Annotated in this window: 28 protein-coding genes and 1 riboswitch; of the genes, 4 read left to right on the plus strand and 24 right to left on the minus strand. The window is 42.7% G+C overall.

Going from position 1 to position 25877, the window contains the following annotated elements; translation table 11 throughout:
* Positions 1-6 precede the first annotated feature (6 nt).
* From ribD to QPK24_RS16545, 11 genes are all read right to left on the minus strand, one after another.
* Positions 7-1122 carry a bifunctional diaminohydroxyphosphoribosylaminopyrimidine deaminase/5-amino-6-(5-phosphoribosylamino)uracil reductase RibD gene (gene ribD, locus QPK24_RS16495; protein WP_285742967.1) on the minus strand — a complete coding sequence of 372 codons (1116 nt, stop codon included), beginning with the start codon at positions 1120-1122 and terminating at the stop codon, positions 7-9.
* A gap of 244 nt (positions 1123-1366) precedes the next feature.
* Positions 1367-1532, minus strand: a riboswitch (FMN riboswitch).
* 129 nt (positions 1533-1661) lie between these two features.
* Positions 1662-2102: a peptidylprolyl isomerase gene (locus QPK24_RS16500; RefSeq protein ID WP_160033359.1), complete on the minus strand. Its 441-nt coding sequence runs from the start codon at positions 2100-2102 to the stop codon at positions 1662-1664.
* 154 nt (positions 2103-2256) lie between these two features.
* Positions 2257-2745 carry a nucleoside 2-deoxyribosyltransferase gene (locus tag QPK24_RS16505; RefSeq protein ID WP_285742970.1) on the minus strand — a complete coding sequence of 163 codons (489 nt, stop codon included), beginning with the start codon at positions 2743-2745 and terminating at the stop codon, positions 2257-2259.
* Positions 2746-3087: 342 nt separating this feature from the next.
* On the minus strand, positions 3088-4419 hold the full coding sequence (gene lysA / locus QPK24_RS16510) for a diaminopimelate decarboxylase (RefSeq protein WP_285742972.1): 1332 nt from the start codon (positions 4417-4419) through the stop codon (positions 3088-3090).
* A 173-nt stretch (positions 4420-4592) separates the two neighbouring features.
* Positions 4593-6170, minus strand: a complete 1578-nt coding sequence (locus QPK24_RS16515; protein ID WP_285743012.1) for a spore germination protein — start codon at positions 6168-6170, stop codon at positions 4593-4595.
* 13 nt (positions 6171-6183) lie between these two features.
* The gene (locus tag QPK24_RS16520; protein WP_285743014.1) at positions 6184-6606 is read right to left on the minus strand and encodes a stage V sporulation protein AB; all 423 of its coding nucleotides are present in this window, start codon (positions 6604-6606) and stop codon (positions 6184-6186) included.
* Positions 6603-7262 (minus strand): stage V sporulation protein AA, encoded by a 660-nt coding sequence (locus QPK24_RS16525; protein ID WP_285743016.1) that lies wholly within the window; start codon positions 7260-7262, stop codon positions 6603-6605. Before QPK24_RS16525 ends, QPK24_RS16520 begins: the two co-directional genes overlap by 4 nt.
* Positions 7263-7486: 224 nt before the next feature.
* On the minus strand, positions 7487-8242 hold the full coding sequence (sigF, locus tag QPK24_RS16530; protein WP_213529654.1) for an RNA polymerase sporulation sigma factor SigF: 756 nt from the start codon (positions 8240-8242) through the stop codon (positions 7487-7489).
* Between the two features lie 11 nt (positions 8243-8253).
* Positions 8254-8706, minus strand: a complete 453-nt coding sequence (gene spoIIAB, locus QPK24_RS16535) for an anti-sigma F factor (RefSeq protein ID WP_285743019.1) — start codon at positions 8704-8706, stop codon at positions 8254-8256.
* A complete protein-coding gene (spoIIAA, locus tag QPK24_RS16540; RefSeq protein ID WP_160033373.1) occupies positions 8703-9056 on the minus strand; it encodes an anti-sigma F factor antagonist in 354 nt (117 codons plus the stop codon). The genes spoIIAB and spoIIAA overlap by 4 nt, the downstream gene beginning before the upstream one ends.
* Positions 9057-9169: 113 nt before the next feature.
* Positions 9170-10354, minus strand: a complete 1185-nt coding sequence (locus tag QPK24_RS16545; protein WP_285743025.1) for a D-alanyl-D-alanine carboxypeptidase family protein — start codon at positions 10352-10354, stop codon at positions 9170-9172.
* Positions 10355-10597: 243 nt separating this feature from the next.
* Between QPK24_RS16545 and QPK24_RS16550 the strand changes: the two genes are divergently transcribed.
* Both QPK24_RS16550 and QPK24_RS16555 read left to right on the plus strand, forming a co-directional pair.
* Complete coding sequence (locus QPK24_RS16550; protein WP_285743027.1) at positions 10598-11137, plus strand: RNA polymerase sigma factor; 540 nt, start codon at positions 10598-10600, stop codon at positions 11135-11137.
* Positions 11127-12782 carry a DUF4179 domain-containing protein gene (locus QPK24_RS16555; protein ID WP_285749375.1) on the plus strand — a complete coding sequence of 552 codons (1656 nt, stop codon included), beginning with the start codon at positions 11127-11129 and terminating at the stop codon, positions 12780-12782. The genes QPK24_RS16550 and QPK24_RS16555 overlap by 11 nt, the downstream gene beginning before the upstream one ends.
* Before the next feature lie 160 nt (positions 12783-12942).
* Here the strand turns inward: QPK24_RS16555 and QPK24_RS16560 are convergent, their stop codons facing one another.
* The 10 genes from QPK24_RS16560 to QPK24_RS16605 all read right to left on the minus strand — a co-directional run bounded on the left by QPK24_RS16560 (position 12943) and on the right by QPK24_RS16605 (position 21994).
* Positions 12943-14277: a pyrimidine-nucleoside phosphorylase gene (locus tag QPK24_RS16560; protein WP_285743029.1), complete on the minus strand. Its 1335-nt coding sequence runs from the start codon at positions 14275-14277 to the stop codon at positions 12943-12945.
* Positions 14278-14337: 60 nt separating this feature from the next.
* A complete protein-coding gene (locus tag QPK24_RS16565) occupies positions 14338-15204 on the minus strand; it encodes a purine-nucleoside phosphorylase (protein ID WP_285743031.1) in 867 nt (288 codons plus the stop codon).
* A gap of 65 nt (positions 15205-15269) precedes the next feature.
* Positions 15270-16094, minus strand: coding sequence for a purine-nucleoside phosphorylase (locus QPK24_RS16570; protein ID WP_285743033.1), 825 nt, complete (start codon positions 16092-16094; stop codon positions 15270-15272).
* A gap of 17 nt (positions 16095-16111) precedes the next feature.
* Complete coding sequence (deoB, locus tag QPK24_RS16575; protein WP_285743035.1) at positions 16112-17305, minus strand: phosphopentomutase; 1194 nt, start codon at positions 17303-17305, stop codon at positions 16112-16114.
* Positions 17306-17371: 66 nt separating this feature from the next.
* Complete coding sequence (xerD, locus tag QPK24_RS16580; protein ID WP_285743037.1) at positions 17372-18277, minus strand: site-specific tyrosine recombinase XerD; 906 nt, start codon at positions 18275-18277, stop codon at positions 17372-17374.
* Between the two features lie 54 nt (positions 18278-18331).
* Positions 18332-18574, minus strand: coding sequence for a DUF4227 family protein (locus tag QPK24_RS16585; protein ID WP_191799186.1), 243 nt, complete (start codon positions 18572-18574; stop codon positions 18332-18334).
* Between the two features lie 325 nt (positions 18575-18899).
* Positions 18900-19361: a ferric iron uptake transcriptional regulator gene (gene fur, locus QPK24_RS16590; protein WP_160033389.1), complete on the minus strand. Its 462-nt coding sequence runs from the start codon at positions 19359-19361 to the stop codon at positions 18900-18902.
* Positions 19362-19480: 119 nt separating this feature from the next.
* Complete coding sequence (spoIIM, locus tag QPK24_RS16595; RefSeq protein ID WP_160033391.1) at positions 19481-20107, minus strand: stage II sporulation protein M; 627 nt, start codon at positions 20105-20107, stop codon at positions 19481-19483.
* A gap of 77 nt (positions 20108-20184) precedes the next feature.
* Complete coding sequence (locus QPK24_RS16600) at positions 20185-21393, minus strand: endonuclease Q family protein (protein WP_285743039.1); 1209 nt, start codon at positions 21391-21393, stop codon at positions 20185-20187.
* Position 21394: 1 nt separating this feature from the next.
* Entirely contained in the window at positions 21395-21994 is a 600-nt protein-coding gene (locus QPK24_RS16605) for an NUDIX domain-containing protein (protein ID WP_285743041.1), read from the minus strand.
* 109 nt (positions 21995-22103) lie between these two features.
* Between QPK24_RS16605 and QPK24_RS16610 the strand changes: the two genes are divergently transcribed.
* Positions 22104-22268 carry a Z-ring formation inhibitor MciZ gene (locus tag QPK24_RS16610; protein ID WP_285743042.1) on the plus strand — a complete coding sequence of 55 codons (165 nt, stop codon included), beginning with the start codon at positions 22104-22106 and terminating at the stop codon, positions 22266-22268.
* An 80-nt stretch (positions 22269-22348) separates the two neighbouring features.
* Here the strand turns inward: QPK24_RS16610 and QPK24_RS16615 are convergent, their stop codons facing one another.
* Complete coding sequence (locus QPK24_RS16615) at positions 22349-23476, minus strand: M20/M25/M40 family metallo-hydrolase (RefSeq protein ID WP_407082921.1); 1128 nt, start codon at positions 23474-23476, stop codon at positions 22349-22351.
* A gap of 86 nt (positions 23477-23562) precedes the next feature.
* Between QPK24_RS16615 and prli42 the strand changes: the two genes are divergently transcribed.
* Positions 23563-23664 carry a stressosome-associated protein Prli42 gene (gene prli42 / locus QPK24_RS16620; protein ID WP_160033399.1) on the plus strand — a complete coding sequence of 34 codons (102 nt, stop codon included), beginning with the start codon at positions 23563-23565 and terminating at the stop codon, positions 23662-23664.
* 96 nt (positions 23665-23760) lie between these two features.
* Here the strand turns inward: prli42 and lipB are convergent, their stop codons facing one another.
* Complete coding sequence (gene lipB / locus QPK24_RS16625) at positions 23761-24459, minus strand: lipoyl(octanoyl) transferase LipB (protein ID WP_285743047.1); 699 nt, start codon at positions 24457-24459, stop codon at positions 23761-23763.
* A 46-nt stretch (positions 24460-24505) separates the two neighbouring features.
* The gene (locus tag QPK24_RS16630) at positions 24506-25876 is read right to left on the minus strand and encodes a dihydrolipoamide acetyltransferase family protein (RefSeq protein ID WP_285743049.1); all 1371 of its coding nucleotides are present in this window, start codon (positions 25874-25876) and stop codon (positions 24506-24508) included.
* Position 25877: the final 1 nt, after the last annotated feature.

The following is a 25877-nucleotide window of genomic DNA, read 5'->3' on the forward strand; positions in this document are numbered from 1 at the left end:
AATACATCACTCCTTATCCGCTTTCCGCCAGACGGGCACGCCTGAAATACGGATATTGTCATCCAGCATTTCTACCTGAAGATTGCTCAGCGTAATCGCTTCGCTCATTCGTTCTACTCCTTCAAAATAGAAGCTTCCGGGGTTCTTAAAGCCGCCGACAATTTTAGGAGCCATGAACATAACGAGCCGATCTACCAATTGGTTCTCCAGCATAGCTCCGTTTAACGTACCTCCGCCCTCCAGCAGAATCGAACTAATTTCAAGTTCACTAAGTTTACGGAGTGCGGCCAAGAGATCAACCCTTGAACCTGTACCAGAGCGAATGACCTGAACACCTTGTTTCTCAAAATAATCGGCGCGCTCCTTATCCGCTCCCTCCGTTGTAATCAGAATGGTAGGTGCAAGACCATCTTTCACTACCTTCGCGTCCGGGGGGGTTCGAAGCTGTGAATCTATGATGATCCGCACTGGATTTACTCCATCCACATCTAACCGGGTTGTTAACTCGGGATTATCTGCAATTACTGTCCCTACCCCGACCATAATCCCTTGATGTCGATGCCGGAGCAAGTGAACATGTTCTCTCGCTTTTTCATTTGAAATCCACTTACTATCTCCACTCTTGGCAGCTATTTTCCCATCTAGAGTGGAAGCTGTCTTCAGCGTTACAAAAGGAAGCCCTGTTGTAATATACTTGAAAAACTTTTCGTTAAGGTATTTCGCACGATCTTCAAGCAGTCCTACTTCCACTTCAATTCCTTGCTCCCGAAGCATAGAGATCCCTTTACCCGCAACTTCATGATTCGGATCCTCGCAAGCAATGATCACTTTTTTCACTTTGGCTCTGATCAACTTTTCACTGCATGGAGGAGTTTTACCGTAATGAGAGCAAGGTTCTAAGGTAACGTAAACGGTACTTCCTTCCGCTTCGGCCCCTGCCATCTCAAGAGCATGCACTTCCGCATGGCCCTTACCTCTTTGCAGGTGAGTACCGAGCCCAACCATTCGGCCGTTTTTGACAATGACACAACCTACGACCGGATTAATTCCTGTCTGCCCCTGTGCCCTTTCTGCCATTTCGAGTGCAAGTGTCATATAGAACTCATCATTCATTACGTCCATACTTATCACCTCATTCACTGTGCCTCTTTCATGCAATACAAAACAAAAAAGACCCTCAACCGATACATAATATCGGACGGGGGCCCTGAGAGAACGACGAATAAAAGCATAACAAATCAAAATTACTAATAAGCAGCTCTTCATTATAGGTATGCCAAATAAATAGACATAACAAAAAGAAAAACTTCTGCTAACTCAACTGATTTGATAGCTAGTATATAAACAAATAACGTCTATGTACTTTCTATTCCTTCTCTCATCCAGACTATACTGTCGGTTCCGGAGTTTCACCAGATCCACCGTAAGCATACGCTTAGCGGGTCACGGACTTAGACTGATCCATATTCCTATTACGTACCATGGAGGTCATCACCGCCGGTAGGGAATTTCGCCCTGCCCCGAAGGAAAATCGATATGAAATTGTAAAAAGCTTAATGAAATAGTAGCACCCTGCTCTAAAAAAATCAACAGGGTCTATAAATAATTCATTCTTACATGTAAAAAAGCACCCCTGATCGGGGGTGCCTGCGGACTAAATCCTATTCAACATCAAATACTTTAACCTCTACCATCTTGTCCCCATTTTTCATGTTAAGGGCTGTTTCAAGACCAGAAGTTACTTTACCAAATACAGTGTGAACACCATCTAAATGTGGTTGTGGTTCATGCACAATGAAGAACTGACTGGAGCCAGTATCTCTGCCTGCATGAGCCATAGACAAGGAACCTGCCACATGTTTATGAGGATTTCCTGCAGTTTCACATTTGATTGTAGTTCCGCTGCCGCCCATACCTGTACCTGTAGGGTCTCCACCTTGACTAACAAAACCTGGGATTACTCTGTGGAAGATAACTCCATCATAAAATCCTTCATTAGCCAATTTCTCGAAGTTTGCTACGGTGTTAGGAGCTTCATTTGGGTAAAATTCAAGTTCCATTTTTTCCCCATTTTCCATAACAATATATCCTTTTTTAGCCATTGTAATTCCTCCTAAAAAATAAATTGCCTCCAATAGCATACTATGAGTAAACACTGTAAAGCAACTTTGAGCGTTCTCATTATAAAAAAGAGAGCCTAAAAGCTCCCTTTAGTAAAAAAAGCAGAATCCTACCCTTTTCTTACTTCAATTACCTCTACATTACATCTCCAGTGAAGGGCATATTAGGCATGTCAATAAAATGGTAATCCGCAACTGCCTCTGCAGATTCCAGGTACGCATGACAACTTTGGCTAATCATCAAGTTAACAACACCTGACTTTTCATGCACAATGATAACAGGCTTACCTTTAGCAATGGCATAACCAATCTCAAAAGCTGTACCACTGTCTACATGTCCATGTCTTACACCATGCAGCTCAGTCTCTCCTTCATAATCAATCACTGCAACGATAACATCAGCCCAGTCAACATGCTTAACATCATTACGATAAACTGCATCTGCCCACTCTGCTGTATACATCGTTAGATGGGTTAGCTGCTCAAGTCTTGGAGAAAAGAACTCTCCAACATAAGGATTACTCTCCAGTGCTTTCTCAACTCTCTGCACTCTGTCAATTTGTTCCTCATTAAAAAACGGACTAGCAAGGTACACTTTAACCTTATTCATTTCTTGTTTCATCATAATCAATCTCCTCTTTTATAGTCATTATTTTAATTTGTTATCCTACCCAAATCAATACGCTACACTATTCATCTCTTAACTCGATCTGTAACCTCAGGTGAACCGGTTTAGTAAAAAGTGTTAATGGGACTGTTGCTAGGTTACGTCGCACTTCTCCTGATCACGGCGATATAAACAGCAGGAGCGTTCATTGATATCCAGATTGGATTTAGAAAACCAAAGTGACAAGCGTATGAGCCATAAAAAAAGAGAGCTTTTCAGCTCTCTCCACTCTTCCTGAAGCCACAGCTTCTAAGGTATGATTCTTGGTCTATCGACATTGTAGAACGTGATCTACTTTAATTAAGAAGTCACCGTTTGCTTATTCATACGTGCGGGAATCAGATCATTACGAACGATATCTTCGTGGCTCTCTCTACGAACAACCAAATCACTTTGTCCATCCTGTACAAAAACAACAGCGGGCCTGCGAATCCGGTTATAATTGCTTGCCATTGAATAGTTATAAGCACCCGTACAAGCTACCGCTAAGAGATCCCCTGTTTCCACTTTTGGCAGCGCCAAATCCCATATCAGCATATCTCCACTCTCACAAGCTTTTCCTGCAATGGATACCGTCTCAGCTGCAGGTTCATTCGCACGGTTAGCCAGCATAGCTTCATACTGAGATTCATATAATGCAGGACGAGGATTGTCTGACATTCCGCCATCGACAGCAACATATTTGCGAACTCCAGGAATATCTTTACTTGTACCTACGGTATACAGTGTAGTTCCTGCTTCCCCGACAAGACTGCGGCCTGGTTCAACCCAGATTTCAGGAAGCTCTTCACCAATACCTGCAAAATGATTCTTAACACCGTCTGTTATCGCTTTAACATACTGTGACACTTCTAGAGGTGTATCCCCCTCTACATAACGGATTCCAAATCCACCGCCAAGATTAACGACCTGGAATGTAAGTCCAAGCTTCTCTTTTACTTCTCTAGCGAATCCAGCTACACGCTCTACTGCCATCTGGAAACCTTCCACTTCGAAGATTTGAGAACCAATATGAGAATGTACACCAAGGAGCTGTAAATGAGACTGCTTACTTGCCAGTTCAATCGCTTCAAAAGCAGATCCATTACCAATATCAAATCCAAATTTTGAATCCGTCTGTCCAGTAGAAATATATTCATGTGTATGTGCTTCAACACCTGGAGTGATCCGCAGCAAAATTTTTACAGTCTGATTCTTCTCTGCTGCCATGGCTTGCAATAGATGAATCTCAGTAAAGTTATCTACTACAAAACAACCAATCTTTGCATCCAGGGCCATTTCAATTTCATCAGGTGTTTTATTGTTCCCGTGAAAATGAATACGTTCTGCCGGGAAACCCGCTTGCATTGCGGTATATAATTCTCCATCTGAAACCACATCCAAGGAAAGACCTTCCTGTTCCACAAGAGTGCACATTGCTTTTACACTGAAAGCTTTGCTTGCATAGGCTACTTGAAAAGTGAGTCCTGATGCTTTGAATGCATCCATATACTCTCTTGCACGCTGACGAATCAAATGCTCGTCTACGATGTACAGCGGTGTTCCATATTCTTTTTTAAGTTCAACCGTATCGCAGCCACCGATTTCAAGATGACCTAAAGCATTAATTTTGCTAGTACCGTGTAAATACATTGTTGGCAATTCCTCACTTTTCCTGGAATGATTCCATCTAATTTTACACCAGTATAGCAGAATTTGGCTTTACGTATATATGGATTAATCGGCACATCATTTGTATTTTAATTACTGGAATTTTATTCAAATTCCCTTTAAACGAGTTAACAAATTGATTCAAACGGCGAACCTTACTTCTTCTTCACCGGTTGCCGTGTATTATCTCGCGGTTTATTGAATGATGGTCTCTTCTTAGATGCAAGTACCGGAGAACGAATTATTGTTTCCATCATTGCCTTTGCATTAAAAGGTATAAACGGCCAGAGATACGCCGAATTATATGAACGATGGAGAGCAAGGATCAAGATTAGGATTGTCGTTCCTATAATCAGCCCCGGAGCTTTAAAGGCTGCCACGACAACTAGTAAGATCAGCCTGACAATTCGGTTCGCGAGACCTAGTTCATAACTTGGCGTAGCGAACATACCTATAGCTGCAACCGCCATATACAGCAGCACTTCATTAACAAAGAGCCCTGTTTTGACGGCAACATCTCCAATGAGAATGGCAGCAATCAGCCCCATCGCTGAGGCCAGCGGAGTAGGCGTATGCACAGCCGCCATCCGCATCAGGTCGATTCCTATCTCAACAATGAGAAACTGCATGATGATCGGCAGTTTTACATTTTCTTGTGGCCCAATAAACTCCATTCCCTCTGGTTTTAGACTGGGCTCGATGACAAAGAGCATCCATAAAGGAAGCAGAAATAAAGAGGCAAAGATCCCTAGATAACGGACTAGCCGTAAATAAGTCCCCATAAAAGGCGTTTGCCTATTTTCTTCCGCATGCTGACAAAGATCAAAGAATGTCGTCGGCATAATCATAACGCTCGGGGATGTATCTACAAAAACGACAACTCTGCCCTCCAGTAAGTGGGAAGCTACCGAATCAGGCCTTTCCGAGTATCGAACCAAAGGAAAAGGATTCCAACCTTCATTAATAATCGCTTCTTCGAGCTGTTTATCTGCAAGCGGGATTCCATCAAGGTTTACCTTTTCAATCTTTTTACGAATACTATCAACTTGTACTTTATCGACAATATCATCGATGTAAGCAATACAAACATCTGTTTTTGTTCTGCGACCAACTTGAAACAGTTCAAGCTTGAACCCTGGGTCACGAAGTCTTCTGCGGACGAGAGCAACGTTGGTCAGCAGCGTCTCTGTAAAACCATCTCTTGATCCCCGAACGACTCGTTCGAGCGATGGTTCTTCAGGACTTCGGACTGGGTAACTACGTGTATCAATGACGAGTGCTGTTTCTTCACCTTCAATGAAGAATGCACTCATTCCGCTCATTACTTGAATAAATATTTTACTGAGTTCTGTATATTTCGTTACCTGGATGTGGGGAATGTAATACTCAAAGAAATCTTCCGCTGCATCAACACTCATCCCCCTTGAACTCACATAGGATAGTCTCTCTAATATTTCCGTTAACACGACATCTTTGGTAAGACCGGTAACGAATAATAACCCCGTATGTTTTCCGCCGAACGTCATTTCCCGGAAGTTAATATCAAAACTTTCTCCAAGTCCCATGACATATTTAAACGTTTCTTTGAGCTTATCAAATTCAGGGAGAACTGTGTCTTTTCCCTGCCAGTAAACAACAGATTCTTCGATTGAATCTGATCGTTCACTGTGCTTTTTCTCTTTGAGTTCAGCTTCTCTCATTTTTTCTTTTTCTTTCTCTTTTTCTTCTGGCATAATCAGGTCCTCCCTATTTGTCAAAGATAAACCAATCAAATAACGAACCTGCTACTTTTCCAAAAACCATAGCCATGAGTAATCCGAATAGATACGGTTTCATTCCCAGCCTTTTCGCTAATATAGGAAGTACATTGAGCACTTCGGTTAGTGCAGCTGCTAGCAAACCAATAAATACACCGCATAATAATCCCACAAAAATAGCCACAATTGGCAGCAGTCTTATTTTTAAATGCCAAAAGTCAGCTGCCGTTCCAATCAGAGACCCGGATATCATAGCGACTTCATATGCATGTGCCTTGTCGTATGAGCGAGTTAACTGTGCGAGCCGCGGAATGATATCGAGCACGATAAACAAAGCAATGACACCACTCCCAACCGCAATACCGCTGGCGACACCAAGAAACATAATGACGACGCCATCAAGTACAGTCATAGTGAATCCCTGCCGCTCAAGTTATCCGTGCTGATTGAAGATTTAATACGTTCATATTCCTCGCTGATCGTGTACTGATCTACATTCTGTTGATACAGATACATTTCCACTTCAAGCGGAGTAGGCTCATCGTTCCACTTTTTCTTGAATAAATGGTTAAAAAATACGGCCATACCAAACCCTATGCCGATGGAATAAGCAATCTGGAACATATAAGGATTCTCATCCCTATATCCAGTTAGCATCTCAACAACACGTACATGAACCTCTTTCATATTGACGTCTGCATGAAAATTCATAATGGTCAGAGCTGATCCGAAAAACAGCAAAAGCCATACTAAAATGAAAAGAGATTTGGAAGGAGGCTTCTCATTTGGGAGTAATTCGACCAAGGTATGGCTGCTCCCAAGCGTCTCCACCTGAGCACTCGGAACAACTTGTTTAATCCGCGCAATAAGAGGAAGCACATCGATAAGTAACAATGTCCCATCTTTTTCTTCAGTATGTATCAGTACGGTTTCCCGTAATTTATGCTCATACTCTGGCGGATCACTCAAAATATTAGCAACATGCTTAATTTGGAGTGTGCTACCCATCTTTATTTTAATTCGGCTGTGCAGCCGAACGTACACTACAGGAGTGGATGTTCCATTCATCCCTGACGTCACTCCTTATACTGCGAAATTAGTCATAGTATGGAGATTTAGGCTCTTAATTATTCCGAAATTCAGGAATATCGGTTGATTCAGCGAAAATGGCATCACTAAAAAGACCCTATCCTAAATACTGGACAGGGCCTTACTTGTAACCTATTATCGTTGTTACACGAATTAAAGAATTATTTACCTACAACATATCATCAGTATCTTACCTGCACCGTTTACTGCGCAATCTGATCACGAATGACCTGGAGAATTTTCTTCTCTAATCGGGATACTTGTACTTGTGAAATACCTAGTCTTGTAGCAACTTCGGACTGAGTCTGATCCCGATAATATCTGAGATACACAATCAGGCGTTCTCGCTCAGACAAATTCCCAATGGCTTCATTCAGCGCCAGTTTATCAAACCAGCGCTCCTGAGATTCGTCAGCAATCTGATCCATTAAGGTAATTGGATCCCCATCATTCTCAAATACCGTCTCATGAATGGAAGTAGGAGGCTTGTTTGCCTCCTGTGCGAAGACTACTTCTTCTGGTGTAATCTCCAGCGCCTCAGCCACTTCTTTAATTGTCGGCAACCGGTCTAAATATTTAGAGAGTTCGTCCTTCTTTTTACGAACTTTGTTCGCTGTCTCCTTAAGTGACCGGCTTACCTTAATGGTTCCATCATCTCTTAGGAACCTTTGAATCTCGCCAATAATCATTGGCACTGCATACGTAGAGAACTTGACGTCGTAGCTGAGATCAAATTTATCTACTGATTTCAGCAGCCCGATGCAGCCGATCTGAAACAGATCCTCAGGCTCGTATCCACGGTTCATAAACCGCTGTACGACGGACCACACAAGACGTATGTTACAATTGACAAGCGTGTCTCTGGCCACATTGTCCCCGCTTTGGGAGAGAGCAATGAGGCGTTTGACTTCCGCATCTTCTAGATACGTGTGTGTTTTATGTTTCGTTTCTGCTTCCATAGGTCCAACCCCTAATTATACAGTGCTTTCTTGGATTCTATCCTCTTCTTCATGAGGATTGAAGTCCCGCGTCCAAGCTCGCTTGACACCTCAAATTCATCCATGAAGTTTTCCATAATCGTAAAGCCCATACCTGAACGTTCCAGCTCTGGTTTAGAAGTATAAAGCGGTTGCTTAGCCATTTCGAGATCCTCTATTCCCTGTCCGTTATCTTCGATAACGAGGGTGATGATATCGTTAAGGATCTCTGCCCTAATCGTAACCACACCGCTCTCATCACTGTGATAACCATGAATAATGCTATTGGTTACTGCTTCTGATACCACGGTTTTCAGATCACTCAGTTCATCCATCGTTGGATCAAGCTGTGAAATAAAGGCAGCAACAGCCACACGAGCAAAAGATTCATTTTCGGACTTTGCAGAGAACTGCAAGTTCATAAAATTCGATTGTCCTGGTTTCATGAAACTACCTCCAGACCCGAGAGGGCACTTCCCTCATTATCAAAAACCGGCATTATTTTGAACAAGCCCGACATATCAAGCAAACGGTGAACCGCTGGATTAGCGCCCGAGATCACCATTTTCCCGCCTTTATGATGGATCAGTTTATAGCGTCCTAGAATGACACCGAGACCCGAACTGTCCATAAACTGAAGATCTTGTAAACTTAGTACGAGATGCTTGCACTGTTGCTTCTGAATCGCTTCATCCATCTGCATTCGAACGCCATCTGCCGTGTGATGATCTAGCTCTCCTGTAAGCCGGACAATGAGTACCCCGCGATCGTGCTCCATGTTCACTTGCAAATTCATGCTTGCTCACTCTCCTCCCTGTCATAGCCAACCATTTCTACATCTGTAAAATGGTTTCCTGCCCCCCGACAAAACTAGAAGAAAACTCTCATGAATCTACAAAAGCACTTTTTTTAGCGAAAAAGATCAGAGGTCGTCCGTTTAAACAGTTTCCAGAAACCTGCTTTCTCCACATCCACCGCTGCTTTAATCTCAAATTCTTTTAAGACCTTGTTATCTTGAGAAACAATTAATTTTCCTAAAACTTGACCTTTGGCAATAGGAGCTTTGATCTCTGCCGGAATAGTCAGCTGCTGAGTTGTTTCATCCGATGCTCCTCTTTTCATGAGGACGCTGTAAGGTGTGTCGGCAATAATTTCAATCTCTTTGATGTTCCCTTTTTCTATTTGCACTTTGCCTATAACGTCACCTTTTTTATAGATGGTTTTCATCATATACTGAGAAAATGCATAATCCAGCATGTTAGAAACTTCACTGTTTCTTGTTTTTGTATTCGGTTCGCCAAGTACCACCGCTACCACCCGCATGCCGTCTTTTACAGCAGTCGCAGACAAACAAAATTTAGCTTCTGATGTATAACCTGTTTTAAGACCATCGGCTCCCGGATAGAACCGAACTAATTTATTCGTATTTACCAGCCAAAATGGTTTATCGGAATCTTTTCGCAAGTGATCCTGATAGGCTCCTGTATATTTTGTAACGTCTTTATGTTTCAACAATTCCCTGCTCATAATCGCGATATCGTGTGCAGATGAATAATGATTATCAACAGGCAGCCCGTTACAGTTAGAGAAATGAGTATCGTTCATCCCAAGTTCTTTCGCACGTTTATTCATCATTTCAACAAATGCCGCTTCCGTCCCGGCCAGCTTCTCTGCCATAGCTACGGATGCATCATTACCTGAAGCCATAGCAATTCCTTTGAGCATATCATCTACTGTCATTTCTTCTCCGACTTCAAGGAAGATTTGTGACCCGCCCATCGATGCAGCATATTCACTTGTACGAACTTTATCGGTCCATTTCAGTTTTCCAGCATCAATCGCTTCAACGACCAATAACATCGTCATGATTTTGGTAATACTCGCTGGAGGAAGTTTCTCATGTCCATTTTTCTCATAGATAATGGTCCCTGTGTCAGCGTCAAGCAGTACCGCCGAAACTGCATTTTCCGCAAGTTCAACGGGAGGTACTACATTATTTTGCTGTTTAATCGGCTCTTCGGCTGTTGCGGTACCTGGAACAATAATGGCGCATGTCAACAAAAGAGCGGTTAGTATTTTTATCCCTTTTTTCATAAGTACCCGTATCCTCCTCTTCGATCTATTCAGTTAGCTGATGTGTGACGTCATACTGCTATACATTCTCGTCAGGATTATTGGGAATTATTCCATTATCTGAGATAAATAATATTTTGACTTTGCGTATTCGTTCCAATAAGACCTACATAATACAAGGTAAGAAATATAATCCTGGTAAAATGAACCTTTTTTGCAGCTTGTTTGTTTTATATACATCAGCAAGCGAAAGGAGTGACGGCCGTGACAGAACGTGAACTATTCGATACCTACAATAAAGAGATTTATCGAACCTGTTATTTTCTTCTTCAGAATGCACAAGATGCCGAAGATGCATGCCACGATGTATTCGTTACCGTTTTCCAACGTGACTTCCAAAAAGTAGTCTATTTAAAAGCTTGGCTCATGCGGATCACTACAAATCATTGCCTGAATCTACTCAAAAAAAGTCGAAAGAAAAGAGAAAAACAGCTGCAAATTAGGCATCTTTATGAGGAAGCAAAAACCTCTGCAAAAGCACTGGAAACCATTGTTGAGGAAAAATCTACGGCAGCCGATTGGCAAAAGTTATTAAAAGAGCTTCCGGACAAGCTTCTTGTGGTGGTTACGCTTAGATACGTGAACGATCTGACAATAACAGAGATTGCAAATGTTCTTCATATCCCTGTCGGAACGGTGAAATCGAGACTTCATAAAGCATTAAAGCTGATGAGAAACAAACTACAAGAGGAAGACTTCTACGATCTGAAGGGAGAGAATCCTATTGAAGCCTATGGAAGATGAAAAAATTAGAGAAGCGATAAAGAAAACTCCTTCCGTCACTTATCCGGATTTTGACCTGATGTGGAATAAGATTGAACAAAACAAAGAATGGCAACAAGGTTCAAAAACGAGGTGGTTTCAGCGTACCAATCTAAGCAAAACAGCGGTAATTGCCGGGATCTCTGCAGTTATGATCTCAACTCCTGTATATGCAGCCATTCATTATAATTGGTCGGATGTACTTTCTCATAAGACAGGCATTCAGTCGGTATGGGAACAGGGGCTTGGTCAAAATATTGACCAATCTGTAAATAAAGATGGAATCACGCTTACGGTAGATATCGCTTTTTCCGATGAAAACAGGACGGTACTCTTGTACACACTGGATCCAGGTACAGCATATAAAAACGAAACTGTGAGTTACGACAAAGTTGAGTTATTCAATTCAGATGGAGAGATAATCCAAGGGAATTACGAGCAGAGGTGGAATGCGGAAATCGGTAAATATCAGGGTTATTTTGAAACCGATTATGTTCTAAGACATAAGAAAGAAAATCTTCATTTCGCGATTACGAATGTAGTATTAACAGAAAAAACAGAGGTGCCTCTCTTCTATAATCCCGCAAATCAGGAGACGCAAACGTTTGAGATCAAGAGAGATGGGATTAGTACCGTAAGGATTGAGACTTTTGAACAGTCTGAAAAAGATACCCTTTTAAATACTACTGTTCATTTTGAAGGCCTTGATCAGCGCCAGCGGGAGCGTACTTGGACTTCCTTTACTGTCCTGGATGCTAACAATAATATGATTAGAGGATCAAAAAACGTATACGGCATACCAGGCACAAGCCCAGATCAAACCATATCTGAACAGCTCTATACCAAAAAACAGCTTACTGCTGATGGTACTCATTTCGCTCTCTCTTATGAACGTGAAACAGGACGTATATCAGGCGAATGGGGAATGGATCTAACCTTGTCTAAGTCTGAATTAGAAAACAGTACGATCAGAGAACAGTTAGACCTGCCTGTACCTGAATTGCGGGAAGGCAGTAAAATTACGGAGATGATCGTAACTCCATCCGAAGTTCGTTTAATGATCACCAATCAAGAAAAATATGCTCATTTACCATTCATTGATTACGAGCTTGAGATCGGCGGGAAACGATTAACTGGCGGTATCAATTATCATAAGAAGCCGTCCAAAAAAACGGAGCTCCGTTTTGAAATGATGAATATGGATCTTACCTCTCTTCACGAACAGCCCATCACTCTTACAGCTAAGAAGCGTGTAGAGGAGCATAAAGGAAATGAAGAAACTTCTATCAGGCTTTCCAGTATCTCAACCAAACCACAGCATCTTCAAACGAAGTACGGCGAATTTACGGTAGACTGGACTTATTATCTAAAAGATGAACAGCTGTATGTAGAGTCCAGCAGCCAGGATCCTACATTTGGAGGAATCAATCAAACCTATTATTATGACGGTAAAGAAAAGATTTATGGAAAACCCTCCATTGTAAACTTTAGAGGGGAAGGAACCAATAAAAGTATGGATGTATATGAAAATTTCGCGCCGGATCAATTAGATATCTTTGTTTTTATGTACACGACTGAACATTTGAATGAGAAAATAACGGTTCCAATTAGACAAAACGATCAATAATTTATGAAACATTTATGATTGTCGAAGTCATCAGAGTCTGATTGATGAAAAACTTCTCTTAAAGGACCTTGGAGTTAAAAATAAAAAAGAAGCAGAAGTCCCTAAAAGGATATCTGCTTCTTTTTGGTATCTGATTGCGATCTATATGGCCTTATCGAAGCTATACGAATCGCTCTACGCCATGTTTAGTAACAAGTGCATAAATTAAAGGTTGTTTAGGTACGGCAGCATCTGTAATACTGTAAGCTTGTTTCAGCTTGTTTTCCGCCTCCTGCACCTTGGATTCACTCGCCTCATTGATGTGCATAACAGCAAGAGTATCTCCTGCTTTAACTTCATCGCTGACTTTCTTCACAAGGGTAACGCCGACTCCGTAATCAATAACAGATTCCTTTGTCTCGCGCCCTGCACCGAGCAGCATGGCAGCAATACCGATGGCTTCTGCTTCAATACTCGCCACATAACCGCTTGTATCTGCTTTTACCTCGAGTGTACGGCTCGCTCCAGGAAGTTTGCTTAGATCTTCTATTTGTCCTACATCACCATGCTGGGCAGCGACCATTTGTTTTAGTTTATCAAATGCCGCCCCGCTTCTCAGCAGTTCTTCAAGCACAACACGCGCTTCTTCTACGGTCTTTGCTTTTCCGCCGAGAACGAGCATATGCGATGCCAAAATAAGACTGACTTCCTCTAGATCTTCCGGTCCGTTTCCTTGCAAAGTTTCAACGGCTTCCTTGATCTCAAGCGCATTACCAATGCCAAAACCAAGCGGCTGATCCATATCGCTGATTACAGCAACAGTATCACGACCCACATGGGTTCCGATATCAACCATTGCTTCTGCGAGTCGAATTGAATCATCTAGTGTTTTCATAAAAGCTCCACTGCCTGTCTTTACGTCCAGTACAATCGCATCAGCGCCTGCCGCAATCTTCTTGCTCATGACCGAACTTGCAATCAGTGGAATAGAGTTCACCGTTGAAGTAACATCCCTGAGAGCATATAACTTTTTGTCTGCGGGAGCCATATTCCCGCTCTGACCAATGACAGCTGCTCCCACTTCATTCACTTGATTCAGAAATTCGTCTCTAGAGAGCTCGATGGTAAAGCCTGAGATCGACTCTAACTTGTCCAGGGTACCGCCCGTATGACCTAATCCACGGCCTGACATTTTAGCAACAGGAACACCTGCCGCGGCAACAAGCGGAGCAAGTACAATCGTCGTTTTGTCTCCTACGCCCCCTGTGGAATGTTTGTCTACTTTTATACCCTCAATCGGGGATAGATCCACTTGATCTCCTGACTTCGCCATCTCCATCGTAAGATGACCTGTCTCCTGTGACGTCATTCCCTGGAAATAAACTGCCATTGCCCAAGCAGACATCTGATAATCTGGTATCTCACCACGGCTGTAACCCTGGATTAGAAACGTAATTTCTTCTGCTGACAATTCATGTCCGTCGCGTTTCTTTTGAATTATATCCACAGCTCTCATATATTGACCACACCTTATTACCGTATTTAAAAAAGTTCAGAGCACCATTAATTACACTTCTTACACTTCACGAACGAAAGCACGTACAAGACCGATAAATTTCGGTTTGGTACGATTTGCAACAGCAACTACTTGTTCATGAGTCAAAGGTTCTAGTTCTTCTCCAATTGCCATATCCGTAATACAAGAAATGCCCAGTACACGCAGACCCGCATGTCTTGCCGCAATTACTTCACCTACGGTAGACATCCCGATTGCATCTCCCCCAAGAAGAGCAAACATGGTTGATTCTTTTGGCGTTGAATACGTTGGGCCGCTAATGCCGCAGTATACCCCTTCTTGCAATTCCAAATGCGTACCGTCCTCACCTTTAATTTCTTTCGAAAGTTTTTTGGCAAGAGCACGATATTCTGGATCATAAGCAGCAGACATATCAGGGAAGCGAACGCCAAGTTTCGGATCATTAGGACCAATCAGGGGATTTGCTCCCGTCATGTTGAGGTGATCTGTAATTAACATGAGATCTCCTGCTTTGAATCCACGATTCATACCGCCTGCTGCATTCGTCAGCATCAGCGTCTCTACACCGATCTGTGCCATCACATACACAGGAAGAACAACAGTACGCATATCATAACCTTCATAGTAATGGAAACGTCCTTGCATAATCATTACATCTTTGCCTTCAAGCTGACCAATAACAAACCGGCCCGCATGTCCTGCAACGGTCGATTCAGGAAAATGAGGAACTTCGTTATATGGAATATAGACGGCATCTTCAATCTGGTCACCCAGATCGCCGAGACCGGAACCTAAAACGAGACCTATTTTAGGAGCATACTTGCCTAATTTTTGTTTAATATAAGCTGCAGCTTCTTCAATGCGAGCACCGTAATCTTTAGTCAGATCACTTGTAGTTTGAGACATATATGTTATTCCCCTTTAAACAAAATTATGTTGCTATGTTTCGTACCCTATCTTCCTTAGTATATCTACATTTTCGGAATAAACGACATGACCAGGTTCAAGAATTTTTCTTTTACCATTTCAGCGGTTTCCATGACTTCCTCATGAGATAACGGCTGTTCAAGAATACCTGCAGCCATATTGGTAATGCATGAGATACCGAGCACTTCAATTCCTGCATGACGCGCTACAATGACTTCAGCCACCGTAGACATTCCTACTGCATCCGCGCCCAGTGTCCGTAGCATAACGATCTCAGCCGGTGTTTCATAGTTAGGACCAAGAAGACCAGCATATACGCCTTCCTTCATCGCAAAACCTTGTTTCTCTGCCGTTTCTTTAGCAAGCTTACGGAGTCTAAGACTATACGCTTCAGACATATCTGGAAACCGCACACCAAAGTCCTCATGATTGGGTCCAATCAGCGGATTGCGGCCTGTCATATTGAGATGATCGGATATAATCATCAGATCCCCAGGTGTATAAGACGTGTTAACGCCTCCTGCTGCGTTTGTCACAAGCATTTTTTGAACACCGATTGCTTTCATCACACGCACTGGAAACGCGGTTACTTCTGGACCATAACCTTCATACATATGGAAACGGCCTTTCATCATCACAACAGGACGCCCCTGAATGGTTCCAATCAGTAATTCCCCAACATGACCTTCTACAGTGGAAACCGGAAAATGGGGGATTTCTTCATAAGGAATGGCAATGGCATCTTCGATCAGTTCTGCTAGAATGCCAAGTCCTGAGCCAAGAATAAGCCCGATTTCTGGAATCACGTTCGTTTTTGATTGGATATAAGTTGCTGCTTCCCCTACGCTGTTTCGCGCTAGCTGTGTCATAAACTTGGTTGTCCCCCTTAAATAAGTTCCCTTAAAAAACTCTCCCCGTGCAGTGGAGCTTTCGTACCGAAATTATCAGCAATCGTCGCACCAAGATCAGAATAGGTATCTCTTACACCAATACTTTTTCCTGGGGTTTGTAAAGATGGACTATAGATCAGCACAGGTACATATTCTCTCGTATGATCTGTTCCTGCATGTACAGGATCATTACCATGGTCAGCAGAGATGATGAGAAGGTCATCAGGACCAATGCGCTGCATAATTTCCGGCAAAGCCTTATCAAATACTTCAAGAGCACCTGCATAACCTTCCGGGTCCCTGCGGTGACCGTACAAGGAATCAAAGTCTACTAAATTCGTAAACAAAAGTCCGTTAAAATCCTTGCCTAATTGCTCAATAGTTAGTTCGATGCCATGTTCATTACTCTTGGACGGATAAGAAGCGGTTACCCCTTCTCCATCGAAAATGTCATTAATTTTCCCTACTGCGATTACATCATAACCAGATAATTGCAGAGAGTTCATCACTGTAGGCTCTGGCGGTTTTACTGCGTAGTCGTGCCGGTTAGGCGTTCTTCTGAAAGACCCTGGTTGTCCCACATAAGGACGAGCAATTACACGCCCTACAGAGTGTTCAGGAGCAAGCGTAAGTTTACGAACAATCCGGCAAGCTTTGAATAACTCCTCAACCGGAATAATGTCTTCATGTGCAGCAATTTGGAATACACTGTCTGCCGATGTGTAGACAATCCAAGCGCCTGTCTTCATCTGCTCTTCACCGTACTCCTCAAGAACTTCCGTACCGGAAGCCGGTTTATTACAAAGAACCTTACGGCCTGTCTGTTTTTCAAATTCAGTAATTAAGTCTTGCGGAAAGCCGGCAGGATATGTATTAAACGGAGTTTCAATTTTGAGCCCCATTAATTCCCAGTGTCCGGTCATCGTATCTTTACCTGCAGATACTTCTTTCATCTTTCCGTAATATCCTCTAGGTTCTTCCACAGGAGACAGAGGCGGAATAGAAGCAATATTTCCAAGCCCTAATTTTTGCATGTTCGGAAGCTTTGTACCCGGAACTCGTTCCAAAATATGACCTAGTGTATGAGCACCTGCATCACCAAACTTTGACGCATCGGGTTGCTCTCCAATTCCTACACTATCCAGCACGATGAAACATATCCGTTTGAAACGTGATTCTCTGCTTGTCATGATGTATTGCCCCTTCCCTAGTTCCATAATTTATCGGAATATACTTATAGTGTAGTGCTGAATCCATCAGGCACGGGGATGATAATGATCATAAACATCTTTCATATTACGTTTGACCACTTGGTTGTAGATTTGCGTAGTCGAAATATCAGCATGCCCCATCATTTCCTGCACTGATCTTAGATCAGCACCATTCTCCAGCAAATGTGCAGCAAAAGAATGTCTAAGCGTATGCGGTGTAATTCCTTCGCCGGCGAGACCCGCTTCTTCTGCGTACTTTTTTATCATCTTCCAAATGCCTTGCCGTGTTAACCGGCTACCATTCGTATTAACAAACAGAGCTTGTTCCTCCGTATGATCCCTTAGTAGTTTGCTGCGAGCAGACTCCAGATATTCAGTCGTCGCCCTGGCTGCAATTCCTGTCACAGGGATGACCCTTTCTTTCGCACTGTCTCTTCCCGTCCGAACATACTTGAGCTGGGTATTCAGGTCTTCTACGTTGAGATGAACAAGCTCTGACACTTTAATTCCCGTTGCATATAAAAGCTCAAGCATTGCTTTGTCCCTAAGACCCGAAGGTACAGAAGGATCGGGAATGCTGAGCAGCCTGTCCACTTCTGTAATAGAAAGGATCTTAGGCGGATTTTTCTCTGTTTTGGGTGAATCCAAATGATAAGTCGGATCTTTAGAAACCAGGCCTTTAAACATAAGATAATGAAAAAAAGAACGAAGGGAAACGACATTTCGGGCAATGGTTGAAGCCGCCTTCCCTTCTTTTTTTAGATAGGATAAATACAGTACAATATGTGTACGTGTAATTTCAGACGCTTCCATATCCGCATCCATATGCTGTTCTCTATTCATATACCCAATAAACTGTTCAATATCACGTTTGTACGACTCAAGCGTACTGACAGAAGACCCTTTATCCTCCTGCAAATAATCCATGTAGGGCTGCACATACTTCCTCATCGTTTTCCTTACAGCTCCTTACCTTTGAATTTTTAAGTTAACAAGACCACACTTCTATTCACCATACCAATAAAAAAAACGAAGACGATTCATTAAGTTTGTTTTCTCGGCTGCAAGCTGAATTCCTTCTTCGGGATGAAATACTTTCAGTGCATTCCCCTCAGGAATCTTATAATGATCCACAGGAGTGATCCAATTTGAGAATAAATCGAACACATTATAAAACATATAAACTAGGGCAGCAAAGATGATAAATAAACGAACCATGCGAAGCCATTTACGAAGTGAAAATACCATAAGTTTCTTCCGCCTTCCTATAGTCATAATGTTGTCTTTTATAGGGTTTAGGTATTTGGGTAGTATTCCCCGATGACAATTGGGCTATGATTCAGCCTATGAACCTGTCAACCCGACTATGACCACCTTTAGGCTGGCAAAAAAGAGAAACTACTGGCTTTACTCTACATTTTACAATGGAGTCCATTACTTAACTCATTACTTAACTCATTAAAATAGTAAAAGTCTATTATGAAGTTATCTCCAGTCATACTTATAAATGAACATGCTAAAAAAGCTCCCCCGAACTTGACCCGGTGAGAGCTTGCTCATGCTTGTCTTTATATCAGTTCTTCGGTTTCTGATCGTTCTTGTCTTTGCAACGATGACAGATTCCTTGAAAATCAAGTCTGTGATCTAGAACCGTAAAATTAAACTCACGCTCTAAACGTTCTTCAAGCGGCCCAAGCCAATCTTCTCGTATTTCGTCCATACTGCCGCATTGAACGCATATCAAATGGTGATGATGGTGCTTGCTTGTGTCACCGCGTAAATCATAACGGGCTACTCCGTCACCAAAATTTATCTTCTCAACGACATGCAGCTCACTGAGCAGTTCCAGGGTTCGATATACGGTTGCCAGACCGATTTCGGGAGCTTTTTCCTTAACCAACATGAACACGTCTTCTGCGCTCAAATGGTCTTCTTCATTCTCTAGCAAGACTCGAACTGTCGCTTCCCGCTGGGGCGTTAGTTTGTAGCCTTGAGATTGTAACTGTTGTTTTATCTTGTCGATCCGTGCTTCCATATTATCCCTCCCCCTCGGAAATCACTGCATCGTGTACGTAAACCCACTTGTTTATTATAGGGTCACATACGAAATAAAGTCAACCGTATCAGGGTTTTAAGGGCGATTTGGTCTTAGGATCAAACCTTAATAAATAGTGGGGTTACCCACTGCATTAACACAGGAGTTACAAAGGTCTCAAAAGAAGAGATCCCAACCATAAGCAGGGCCATTGCCAGGGTTAACGTAATGTAACTGGTAAGCGGCCTTTTTAGGCTTTGGTTTCGCTGCATAAAAAATCGACTGCGAATCATATGAAGCGAAAAGGTGATTGCTGCCACACTGCTAATCATCAGGACAGGGATGATAAACAAATTATGCGGTGCGATAGACAGCAAGGCGAGCAGCAACCCTTTCCAGGAATACTGAGCAACCAAATATCCAACTGAAAAACCGATCAGCACTCCTTTTAAAAAATCCAAAACCAAGATACCTGGAAGACCGATAACAGACAAACCAAGAATGAAGATTAGCCCAATCCACTTTAAATGAAGCATGGTAATGTCAAAAAAAGAATGAGATTCATTCACATTTCCTTGATGGATACTTACAAAAAAATTATCCAAATAACCCGCAAGATCTTGCTGCTGATCCAGGGTTAGTGCTCCTACCATTAATGCACCGAAAATAACCCCGACCAGAAATAATACAGCAACAAAAACATAAAGTGGAGTTTGGTCTCTGAATGTATGCTTGAGAAATGGCATGGCGAGAGGTCGTCCCCTTTCTGGTTACATACCCTACTCTATGAATTTCTCTCTCATTCTATGACCCGAATCTGAACTCATGTTCTTGAAACTTTTCCGTAGGTTCCTCCGCCGCCTGAGTTTAGCAGCAGTTCGCCGCTTCTTGCCATTATAATGTACCTCGCAAGCTCATCTCCCACGACATTACGTAACTCGGCTTCTTCTGTACGATGCAAGATTGCCATTTCACTTCCGAATGCTTCAAGTAACAAACGCAGTTTCACCTTACCCAGTCCCGGAATAAATTCCAGTGGTACTTGATATTGATAAGCAGGCCGCCCAGGTGGAATATAAGACTCTTCACGATCCGCAATGGTTAAAATTCGATCAAGTACACCTTGAATCAATTTCGTGCTTCCGCAGTAAGGACAGCGCTCGCTAGTTACCTTAGATTCGTCAAGAATGCTGTTACATGCTGCGCAGTAAGTACGGTGATATTTCCCAAGCAGCGGATTCAAACCATAATTTGCTTCGATCCGGCGGCCGTCTTTATTTTGTAAAGCATAACAAAACTCATCAAATGAAGGCTCTAACAGCCTAAGACTATTGTACTCTCTTCCGATTTTGCCAAGGGAATGGGCATCCGAATTCGTTAAAAAGGGAATATGGTCCAGTTCACTGATATAACCGGCCATTTCGGAATCCGCACTAAGTCCAAGTTCTATGGCTGTTACGTCAGCTACGTCTAAAATTTCCTCCATCCGGTATACACTGCTTCCATAAATGCCTTTATGGGGCGTAAACACATGAGCAGGTATAAATAGTCCGCCGCGGCCTACAATTTCCTTTTGAAGTTCCTTCAATGGAACGTACACTCGCTGCGAACTGAGATTCACATTTTTCATCAAAGGGGTAATCCAGGCCGTAAAAGATTCCATGTCTGACAACGTCCGAAAATAAGCAAGGAAATGGGATTCCTTACGTCCAGGTTCCCTCACTTCAAGCTCTGTCCCGAGTAAAATCACTGTATTCTGATACGCGATGCCTCCGCCCGGTATTTCTCTCATCTCACCTGATTCAAGTGCTTCTCTTATATCACGCTGTACCACAGGCGCATGGGCATCAATAATCCCGATCAGTTCAATCCCTTTGCGGGTTGCCGCTTCTTTAGCAATGTTAAGAAAAGTCAGATCCCGACTGCCGCTGATTTTCACCGCTTCTCCTCGGTTTGTTCTGCCAATATGAATATGGAGATCTGCGTAGAACGTACGAAGCGATGAAGCACCTTCAGAAACTTGCTGATTCATCTTACAGCTTTCCTGTCAGCTGATATAAGTGCCATGCATAGACTGCGAGAATCGTCTTGGCATCGCTGATCCGTCCTTCTTTAATTAGGGAATAAGCTTCGTCCAAAGTGATCTCCGATACTTCGAGAAACTCATCTTCATCTAGTTCCATCTCGCCCGCCTCGAGTTCTTCAGCCATATATAGATAGATAACCTCATCAGCAAAACCAGGGGAGGTGTAAAAAGCAGGCAGCGGTACAAGGGATTTTGCACGGTATCCCGTTTCTTCTCTCAGCTCTCTTTTGGCCGCTTCCTCCGGATCTTCACCTGGGTCCAGCTTACCTGCCGGAATTTCTAGCTCCGTTCTTCCTAGCGCCTGTCTATACTGATCGACAACCAGCATACGATCCCCTCGAACAGCCAGAACCGCAACCGCTCCCGGGTGTCTGATGATCTCTCTAGTTCCGGTCTGCCCATTTGGTAAGGTTACGGTATCCACTTGGAGAGAAACCACTTTCCCCTCAAAAATAGGCTCTGTGGACACTGTTTTTTCGACTAATGCCGGATTCGAATCCGGATGATTTAGTTTTGGATGCTTCTGACGAATAATTGATTCCTTCATAGTTAAACCTCCTGTATAGATAAAAACGAACATTAGTAAACAATAAGTATTAAATTAGACTGCTTGGGCATACGGTGTAGTATACGACTTTATTTAGGAGTGAGCCCTGATGAAAAGCTATAAAACACATGAATCGCTATATATGACCGGACAGGCACATCAGATTATGAATACGCTCAGACACTGGTTGTCAGATTACGGACCAGAGATGCAGGTAATTGACCTCATTCGAAAGCCTCAACATCTATTACCCTTAATTCGAAATCGTAAATAAAAAGCGAATTTCAATTTTTCATTTACAAAAAAGGTCTGGTGCGTACGCATGCCCAGACCTTTTCATATGCTGTTTTAATTTTACGATTTTGCGGATTCTTTCACGATCGATACAACGACACGTGCCGCCTCCACGAGACTGCTTACTTTAATTCGCTCATTTGTCGTATGAATATCTTCATATCCCAGCGCAAGATTCACGGTTGGAATACCAAAACCATTGAATATATTCGCGTCACTTCCGCCGCCGGAAGGGAAAGTTTGTGGTGTTAGACCCGCACTTGTGATCGCGCGTGCTGCGAGTTTTACAACCTCATCTTCATCCGTTAATTTAAAAGCAGGATAAGCGATGTCACTTTCAAATTCAGCTTTTGCCCCATACTGCTCACAAGTTGCCTGCAGGGCGTTTCTCATGTGATCTACTTGATTCTCCACTTTACTTTGAACAATACTCCGGGCTTCAGCCAAAATTTCAGCATAGTCACAAACGACATTCAGTGGACCTGCTCCAGAGAAACTTCCGATGTTCGCTGTTGTTTCATGGTCAACACGTCCTAGTTTCATGGCTGCAATTGCTTTGGCAGCGACTTGGATCGCGCTGATTCCATCTTCCGGATTCACGCCAGCATGAGCCGATTTCCCCGTAATTTTCATTGTAATCTGTGCTCTCGCTGGAGCTGCAACGCAGATTCCGCCCACTTCACCGTTAGAATCAAGGGCAAATCCGAACTCTGCGTCAATATCCTCCGCTTTCATCGCTCTTGCCCCAATGAGTCCGGATTCTTCACCTACAGTAATTACAAACTGAATCTGACCATGAGGAATGTTATTCTCTTGTATTACACGGATGGCTTCAAATAGAGCTGCAATACCTGCTTTATCATCCGCACCTAAAATGGTTGTCCCATCACTGCGAATAAATCCATCTTCAGAGATCTGCGGGTTGATTCCTTCGCCAGGAGCGACTGTATCCATGTGACATGTGAAAAACAGTTTTGGAGCCTCATTCGTTCCTTCTGCTTTCCATGTGACAATCAAGTTGCCTGCGCCGTGGCCTGTTTCTTCTTTGGTGTTGTCTTCTCTCACTTCAAGTCCAAGCTCTGTAAACTTTGTTTTCAGTACTTCGGAAATTTGCTGTTCATATTGAGTTACACTATCGATCTGAACCAGATCCATAAATTCCTTTGTTATCCGTTCCTGATTAATCATGGTTATCATCCCTTCTAGTTAGACTTTTCACTATGCTATGGATAAGTTACAATAGACTATAATTATGGTATAAAAGGAGCTTACTGATGCAACAAAAAAAATGGTTTAAAGTTGTAATCTATCTGATGTTAATTGCGATGATTGCCTCAACGTTGTTAATTGTTATTGAACCACTGCTCTTCGGATAAGAGATTTGCTAAAAAAAGAATAGGACAAGCTTAGCCCTCTCTTTGCTTCTCACTATAGAAGAACAGGGAGGGTATTTTCTTATCACCACTTTAATCTCAAACGTGTACCTCTGCGGCCCAAACCGGATCAAAGCCAAATTGCTGAGCAAAAATAGGAACCAGCTCCCGTGCTACTTGCTCCGTCGTGTGAACAAGACCTGTACAATCTTCTAAAGTGGTTACCCCAAACTCCTCAATTCCGCATGGGACAATCCCGCCAAATCCTTCACTTTGTAATCCCGATTTGATATTAAATGCAAATCCGTGACTCGTAATAAAGTCTTTTCGATACGAAGTACTGCGATTAAATTTAATGCCTATGGCACAAATTTTAAAGTTCCCTACCCATACTCCTGTATACTGCTCTTTACGGCCTGCTTCAATACCAAAGGACCTTAAATACGTGATAATTACTTCTTCCACATTCCTTAAATGAGCATGTAAGTCAATTTCTTTACCTCGGCCCAAAAACATGATGGGGTATGCAACGAGCTGACCGGGTCCGTGATAGGTAATATCACCGCCTCGATCGATCTGATAGACTGAAATGCCTTTTTTCTTCCGATCTTCCTCACTAATCAGCAAATGTTCCGGATGTCGCTGCGTACCGATCGTATATGTAGGCGGATGCTGCAAAAGCAGCAGGTGTTCCTGCTGCTCTCCGGCATCGATGTCATGGACCATTCTTTTCTGTAAATCCCATGCTTCACCGTAATCCATCATATCGGTATAGCTTACAACAAGCGGTCTATTCATACGAATATACCTCCCCATGATTAACTCACCACATACCACAGATGTTTTAGTATAGCTTCGTGTCTAAAGAATAACTTTCTAAATTCTCTTTTACTCGCTGCAGGAATCTTCCTGAAATGACACCGTCCAAAATACGATGATCCAGGGACAAACATAAATTAGCCATCGATCTTACGGCAATCATGTCATTAATAACGACAGGCTTCTTCACAATAGATTCAAAGGTAAGAATAGCAGCCTGCGGATAGTTGATAATAGGATAAGACAGAATAGAACCAAACGAACCCGTATTATTTACGGTGAATGTTCCTCCCTGCATATCATCCAGTTTTAACGTACCTTCTCTGGTTCTTCTTGCAAGATCTTCAATCTCATGAGCTAGTCCAGCAATATTTTTGGTGTCTGCTCGCTGAATAACGGGAGTCATTACTGAATCTTCCGTTCCTACGGCAAGAGAAATATTAATATCACGTTTTACAATGATTTTATCAACAGCCCATACCGAGTTCATGATTGGATAATCTTTGATCGCATTAACTACTGCTTTGAGTAGAAAAGCCAAATAAGTTAAATTAATACCTTCTTTACGTTTAAAATCATCTTTCAGTTTATTACGCAAAGTAACAAGATTTGTCACATCTACTTCGATCATCGTCCAAGCATGCGGTATTTCCGTTACACTCTGACGCATATTTCTAGCGATTGCGTTACGAACCGGTGTAATATCGATGTATTGCTCTGCTCTTCCTTGCGTAAACCCGTCGACTTCAATCTTCGGCAATTTTGGTGTTTCTGATAAATGAATGCCAGAATGACGAACAGGGATAGATGGATCCATAGATAGATTCTGTGGCTTCTGTGGCTCAGAAGACAAACTGCTCGGTGCTTCTTTCCGTTCTTCCTGCATAAATCCTGACGTTTGCTGCTGCGTATTTCCACTTTCTACGAAACGGAGTACATCCTTGCGCGTAATTCGGCCATTCATTCCGGTTCCCGGCACTTGGCTTAGATCAATACCATGCTCCGCTGCAAGACTCTGAACGGCTGGTGAATAACGATTACGCATGGAGCCTTCCATAGCACCTGCTGTGGACGCAGTTTGGGCGACTTGATCTGAAGTACTAGTCTCAGAAGTGTCACCCACAATTCCGGTTCCTGCTGCAGCATGGACTTCCATACGGCAGATGAGTTCGCCTACTCCAACCGTTTGACCTTCTTCTGCCGTAAGTTCACCCATAATCCCTTCTACCGTAGAAGGAATCTCTGCATTCACTTTATCCGTAATTACTTCACAGATCGGTTCATATTGTTCTACCCGATCTCCTGGTTTTTTTAGCCATTTGGCGATCGTCGCAGATACGAGTGATTCTGCAAGCTGCGGCATAACCACTTCAATCAACTTCTTTTGTCCTGCCATG

Origin of the sequence: Paenibacillus polygoni, assembly GCF_030263935.1 — a bacterium.
In the GTDB taxonomy this organism is placed as follows: Bacteria; Bacillota; Bacilli; order Paenibacillales; family Paenibacillaceae; genus Paenibacillus; species Paenibacillus polygoni.

Excerpts from the sequence above, each read along its gene's own strand:
- prli42 (WP_160033399.1), top strand. The coding sequence starts at position 23,563 with ATGCAACAAAAAAAATGGTTTAAAGTTGTAATCTATCTGATGTTAATT.
- QPK24_RS16515 (WP_285743012.1), bottom strand. The coding sequence starts at position 6,170 with ATGCCAGAAGAAAAAGAGAAAGAAAAAGAAAAAATGAGAGAAGCTGAA.
- lipB (WP_285743047.1), bottom strand. The coding sequence starts at position 24,459 with ATGAATAGACCGCTTGTTGTAAGCTATACCGATATGATGGATTACGGT.
- spoIIAB (WP_285743019.1), bottom strand. The coding sequence starts at position 8,706 with ATGAAACCAGGACAATCGAATTTTATGAACTTGCAGTTCTCTGCAAAG.
- QPK24_RS16605 (WP_285743041.1), bottom strand. The coding sequence starts at position 21,994 with ATGAAGGAATCAATTATTCGTCAGAAGCATCCAAAACTAAATCATCCG.
- QPK24_RS16560 (WP_285743029.1), bottom strand. The coding sequence starts at position 14,277 with ATGAGAGCTGTGGATATAATTCAAAAGAAACGCGACGGACATGAATTG.
- QPK24_RS16565 (WP_285743031.1), bottom strand. The coding sequence starts at position 15,204 with ATGTCTCAAACTACAAGTGATCTGACTAAAGATTACGGTGCTCGCATT.
- fur (WP_160033389.1), bottom strand. The coding sequence starts at position 19,361 with ATGGAAGCACGGATCGACAAGATAAAACAACAGTTACAATCTCAAGGC.
- deoB (WP_285743035.1), bottom strand. The coding sequence starts at position 17,305 with ATGACAAGCAGAGAATCACGTTTCAAACGGATATGTTTCATCGTGCTG.
- QPK24_RS16600 (WP_285743039.1), bottom strand. The coding sequence starts at position 21,393 with ATGAATCAGCAAGTTTCTGAAGGTGCTTCATCGCTTCGTACGTTCTAC.
- QPK24_RS16525 (WP_285743016.1), bottom strand. The coding sequence starts at position 7,262 with ATGAATGGAACATCCACTCCTGTAGTGTACGTTCGGCTGCACAGCCGA.
- QPK24_RS16555 (WP_285749375.1), top strand. The coding sequence starts at position 11,127 with ATGGAAGATGAAAAAATTAGAGAAGCGATAAAGAAAACTCCTTCCGTC.
- QPK24_RS16610 (WP_285743042.1), top strand. The coding sequence starts at position 22,104 with ATGAAAAGCTATAAAACACATGAATCGCTATATATGACCGGACAGGCA.
- QPK24_RS16570 (WP_285743033.1), bottom strand. The coding sequence starts at position 16,094 with ATGACACAGCTAGCGCGAAACAGCGTAGGGGAAGCAGCAACTTATATC.
- spoIIM (WP_160033391.1), bottom strand. The coding sequence starts at position 20,107 with ATGCCATTTCTCAAGCATACATTCAGAGACCAAACTCCACTTTATGTT.
- QPK24_RS16630 (WP_285743049.1), bottom strand. The coding sequence starts at position 25,876 with ATGGCAGGACAAAAGAAGTTGATTGAAGTGGTTATGCCGCAGCTTGCA.
- ribD (WP_285742967.1), bottom strand. The coding sequence starts at position 1,122 with ATGGACGTAATGAATGATGAGTTCTATATGACACTTGCACTCGAAATG.
- QPK24_RS16615 (WP_407082921.1), bottom strand. The coding sequence starts at position 23,476 with ATGATTAATCAGGAACGGATAACAAAGGAATTTATGGATCTGGTTCAG.
- QPK24_RS16520 (WP_285743014.1), bottom strand. The coding sequence starts at position 6,606 with ATGACTGTACTTGATGGCGTCGTCATTATGTTTCTTGGTGTCGCCAGC.
- QPK24_RS16585 (WP_191799186.1), bottom strand. The coding sequence starts at position 18,574 with ATGGTATTTTCACTTCGTAAATGGCTTCGCATGGTTCGTTTATTTATC.
- xerD (WP_285743037.1), bottom strand. The coding sequence starts at position 18,277 with ATGAGGAAGTATGTGCAGCCCTACATGGATTATTTGCAGGAGGATAAA.
- sigF (WP_213529654.1), bottom strand. The coding sequence starts at position 8,242 with ATGGAAGCAGAAACGAAACATAAAACACACACGTATCTAGAAGATGCG.
- QPK24_RS16545 (WP_285743025.1), bottom strand. The coding sequence starts at position 10,354 with ATGAAAAAAGGGATAAAAATACTAACCGCTCTTTTGTTGACATGCGCC.
- QPK24_RS16500 (WP_160033359.1), bottom strand. The coding sequence starts at position 2,102 with ATGGCTAAAAAAGGATATATTGTTATGGAAAATGGGGAAAAAATGGAA.
- lysA (WP_285742972.1), bottom strand. The coding sequence starts at position 4,419 with ATGTATTTACACGGTACTAGCAAAATTAATGCTTTAGGTCATCTTGAA.
- QPK24_RS16505 (WP_285742970.1), bottom strand. The coding sequence starts at position 2,745 with ATGATGAAACAAGAAATGAATAAGGTTAAAGTGTACCTTGCTAGTCCG.
- spoIIAA (WP_160033373.1), bottom strand. The coding sequence starts at position 9,056 with ATGAATTTGCAAGTGAACATGGAGCACGATCGCGGGGTACTCATTGTC.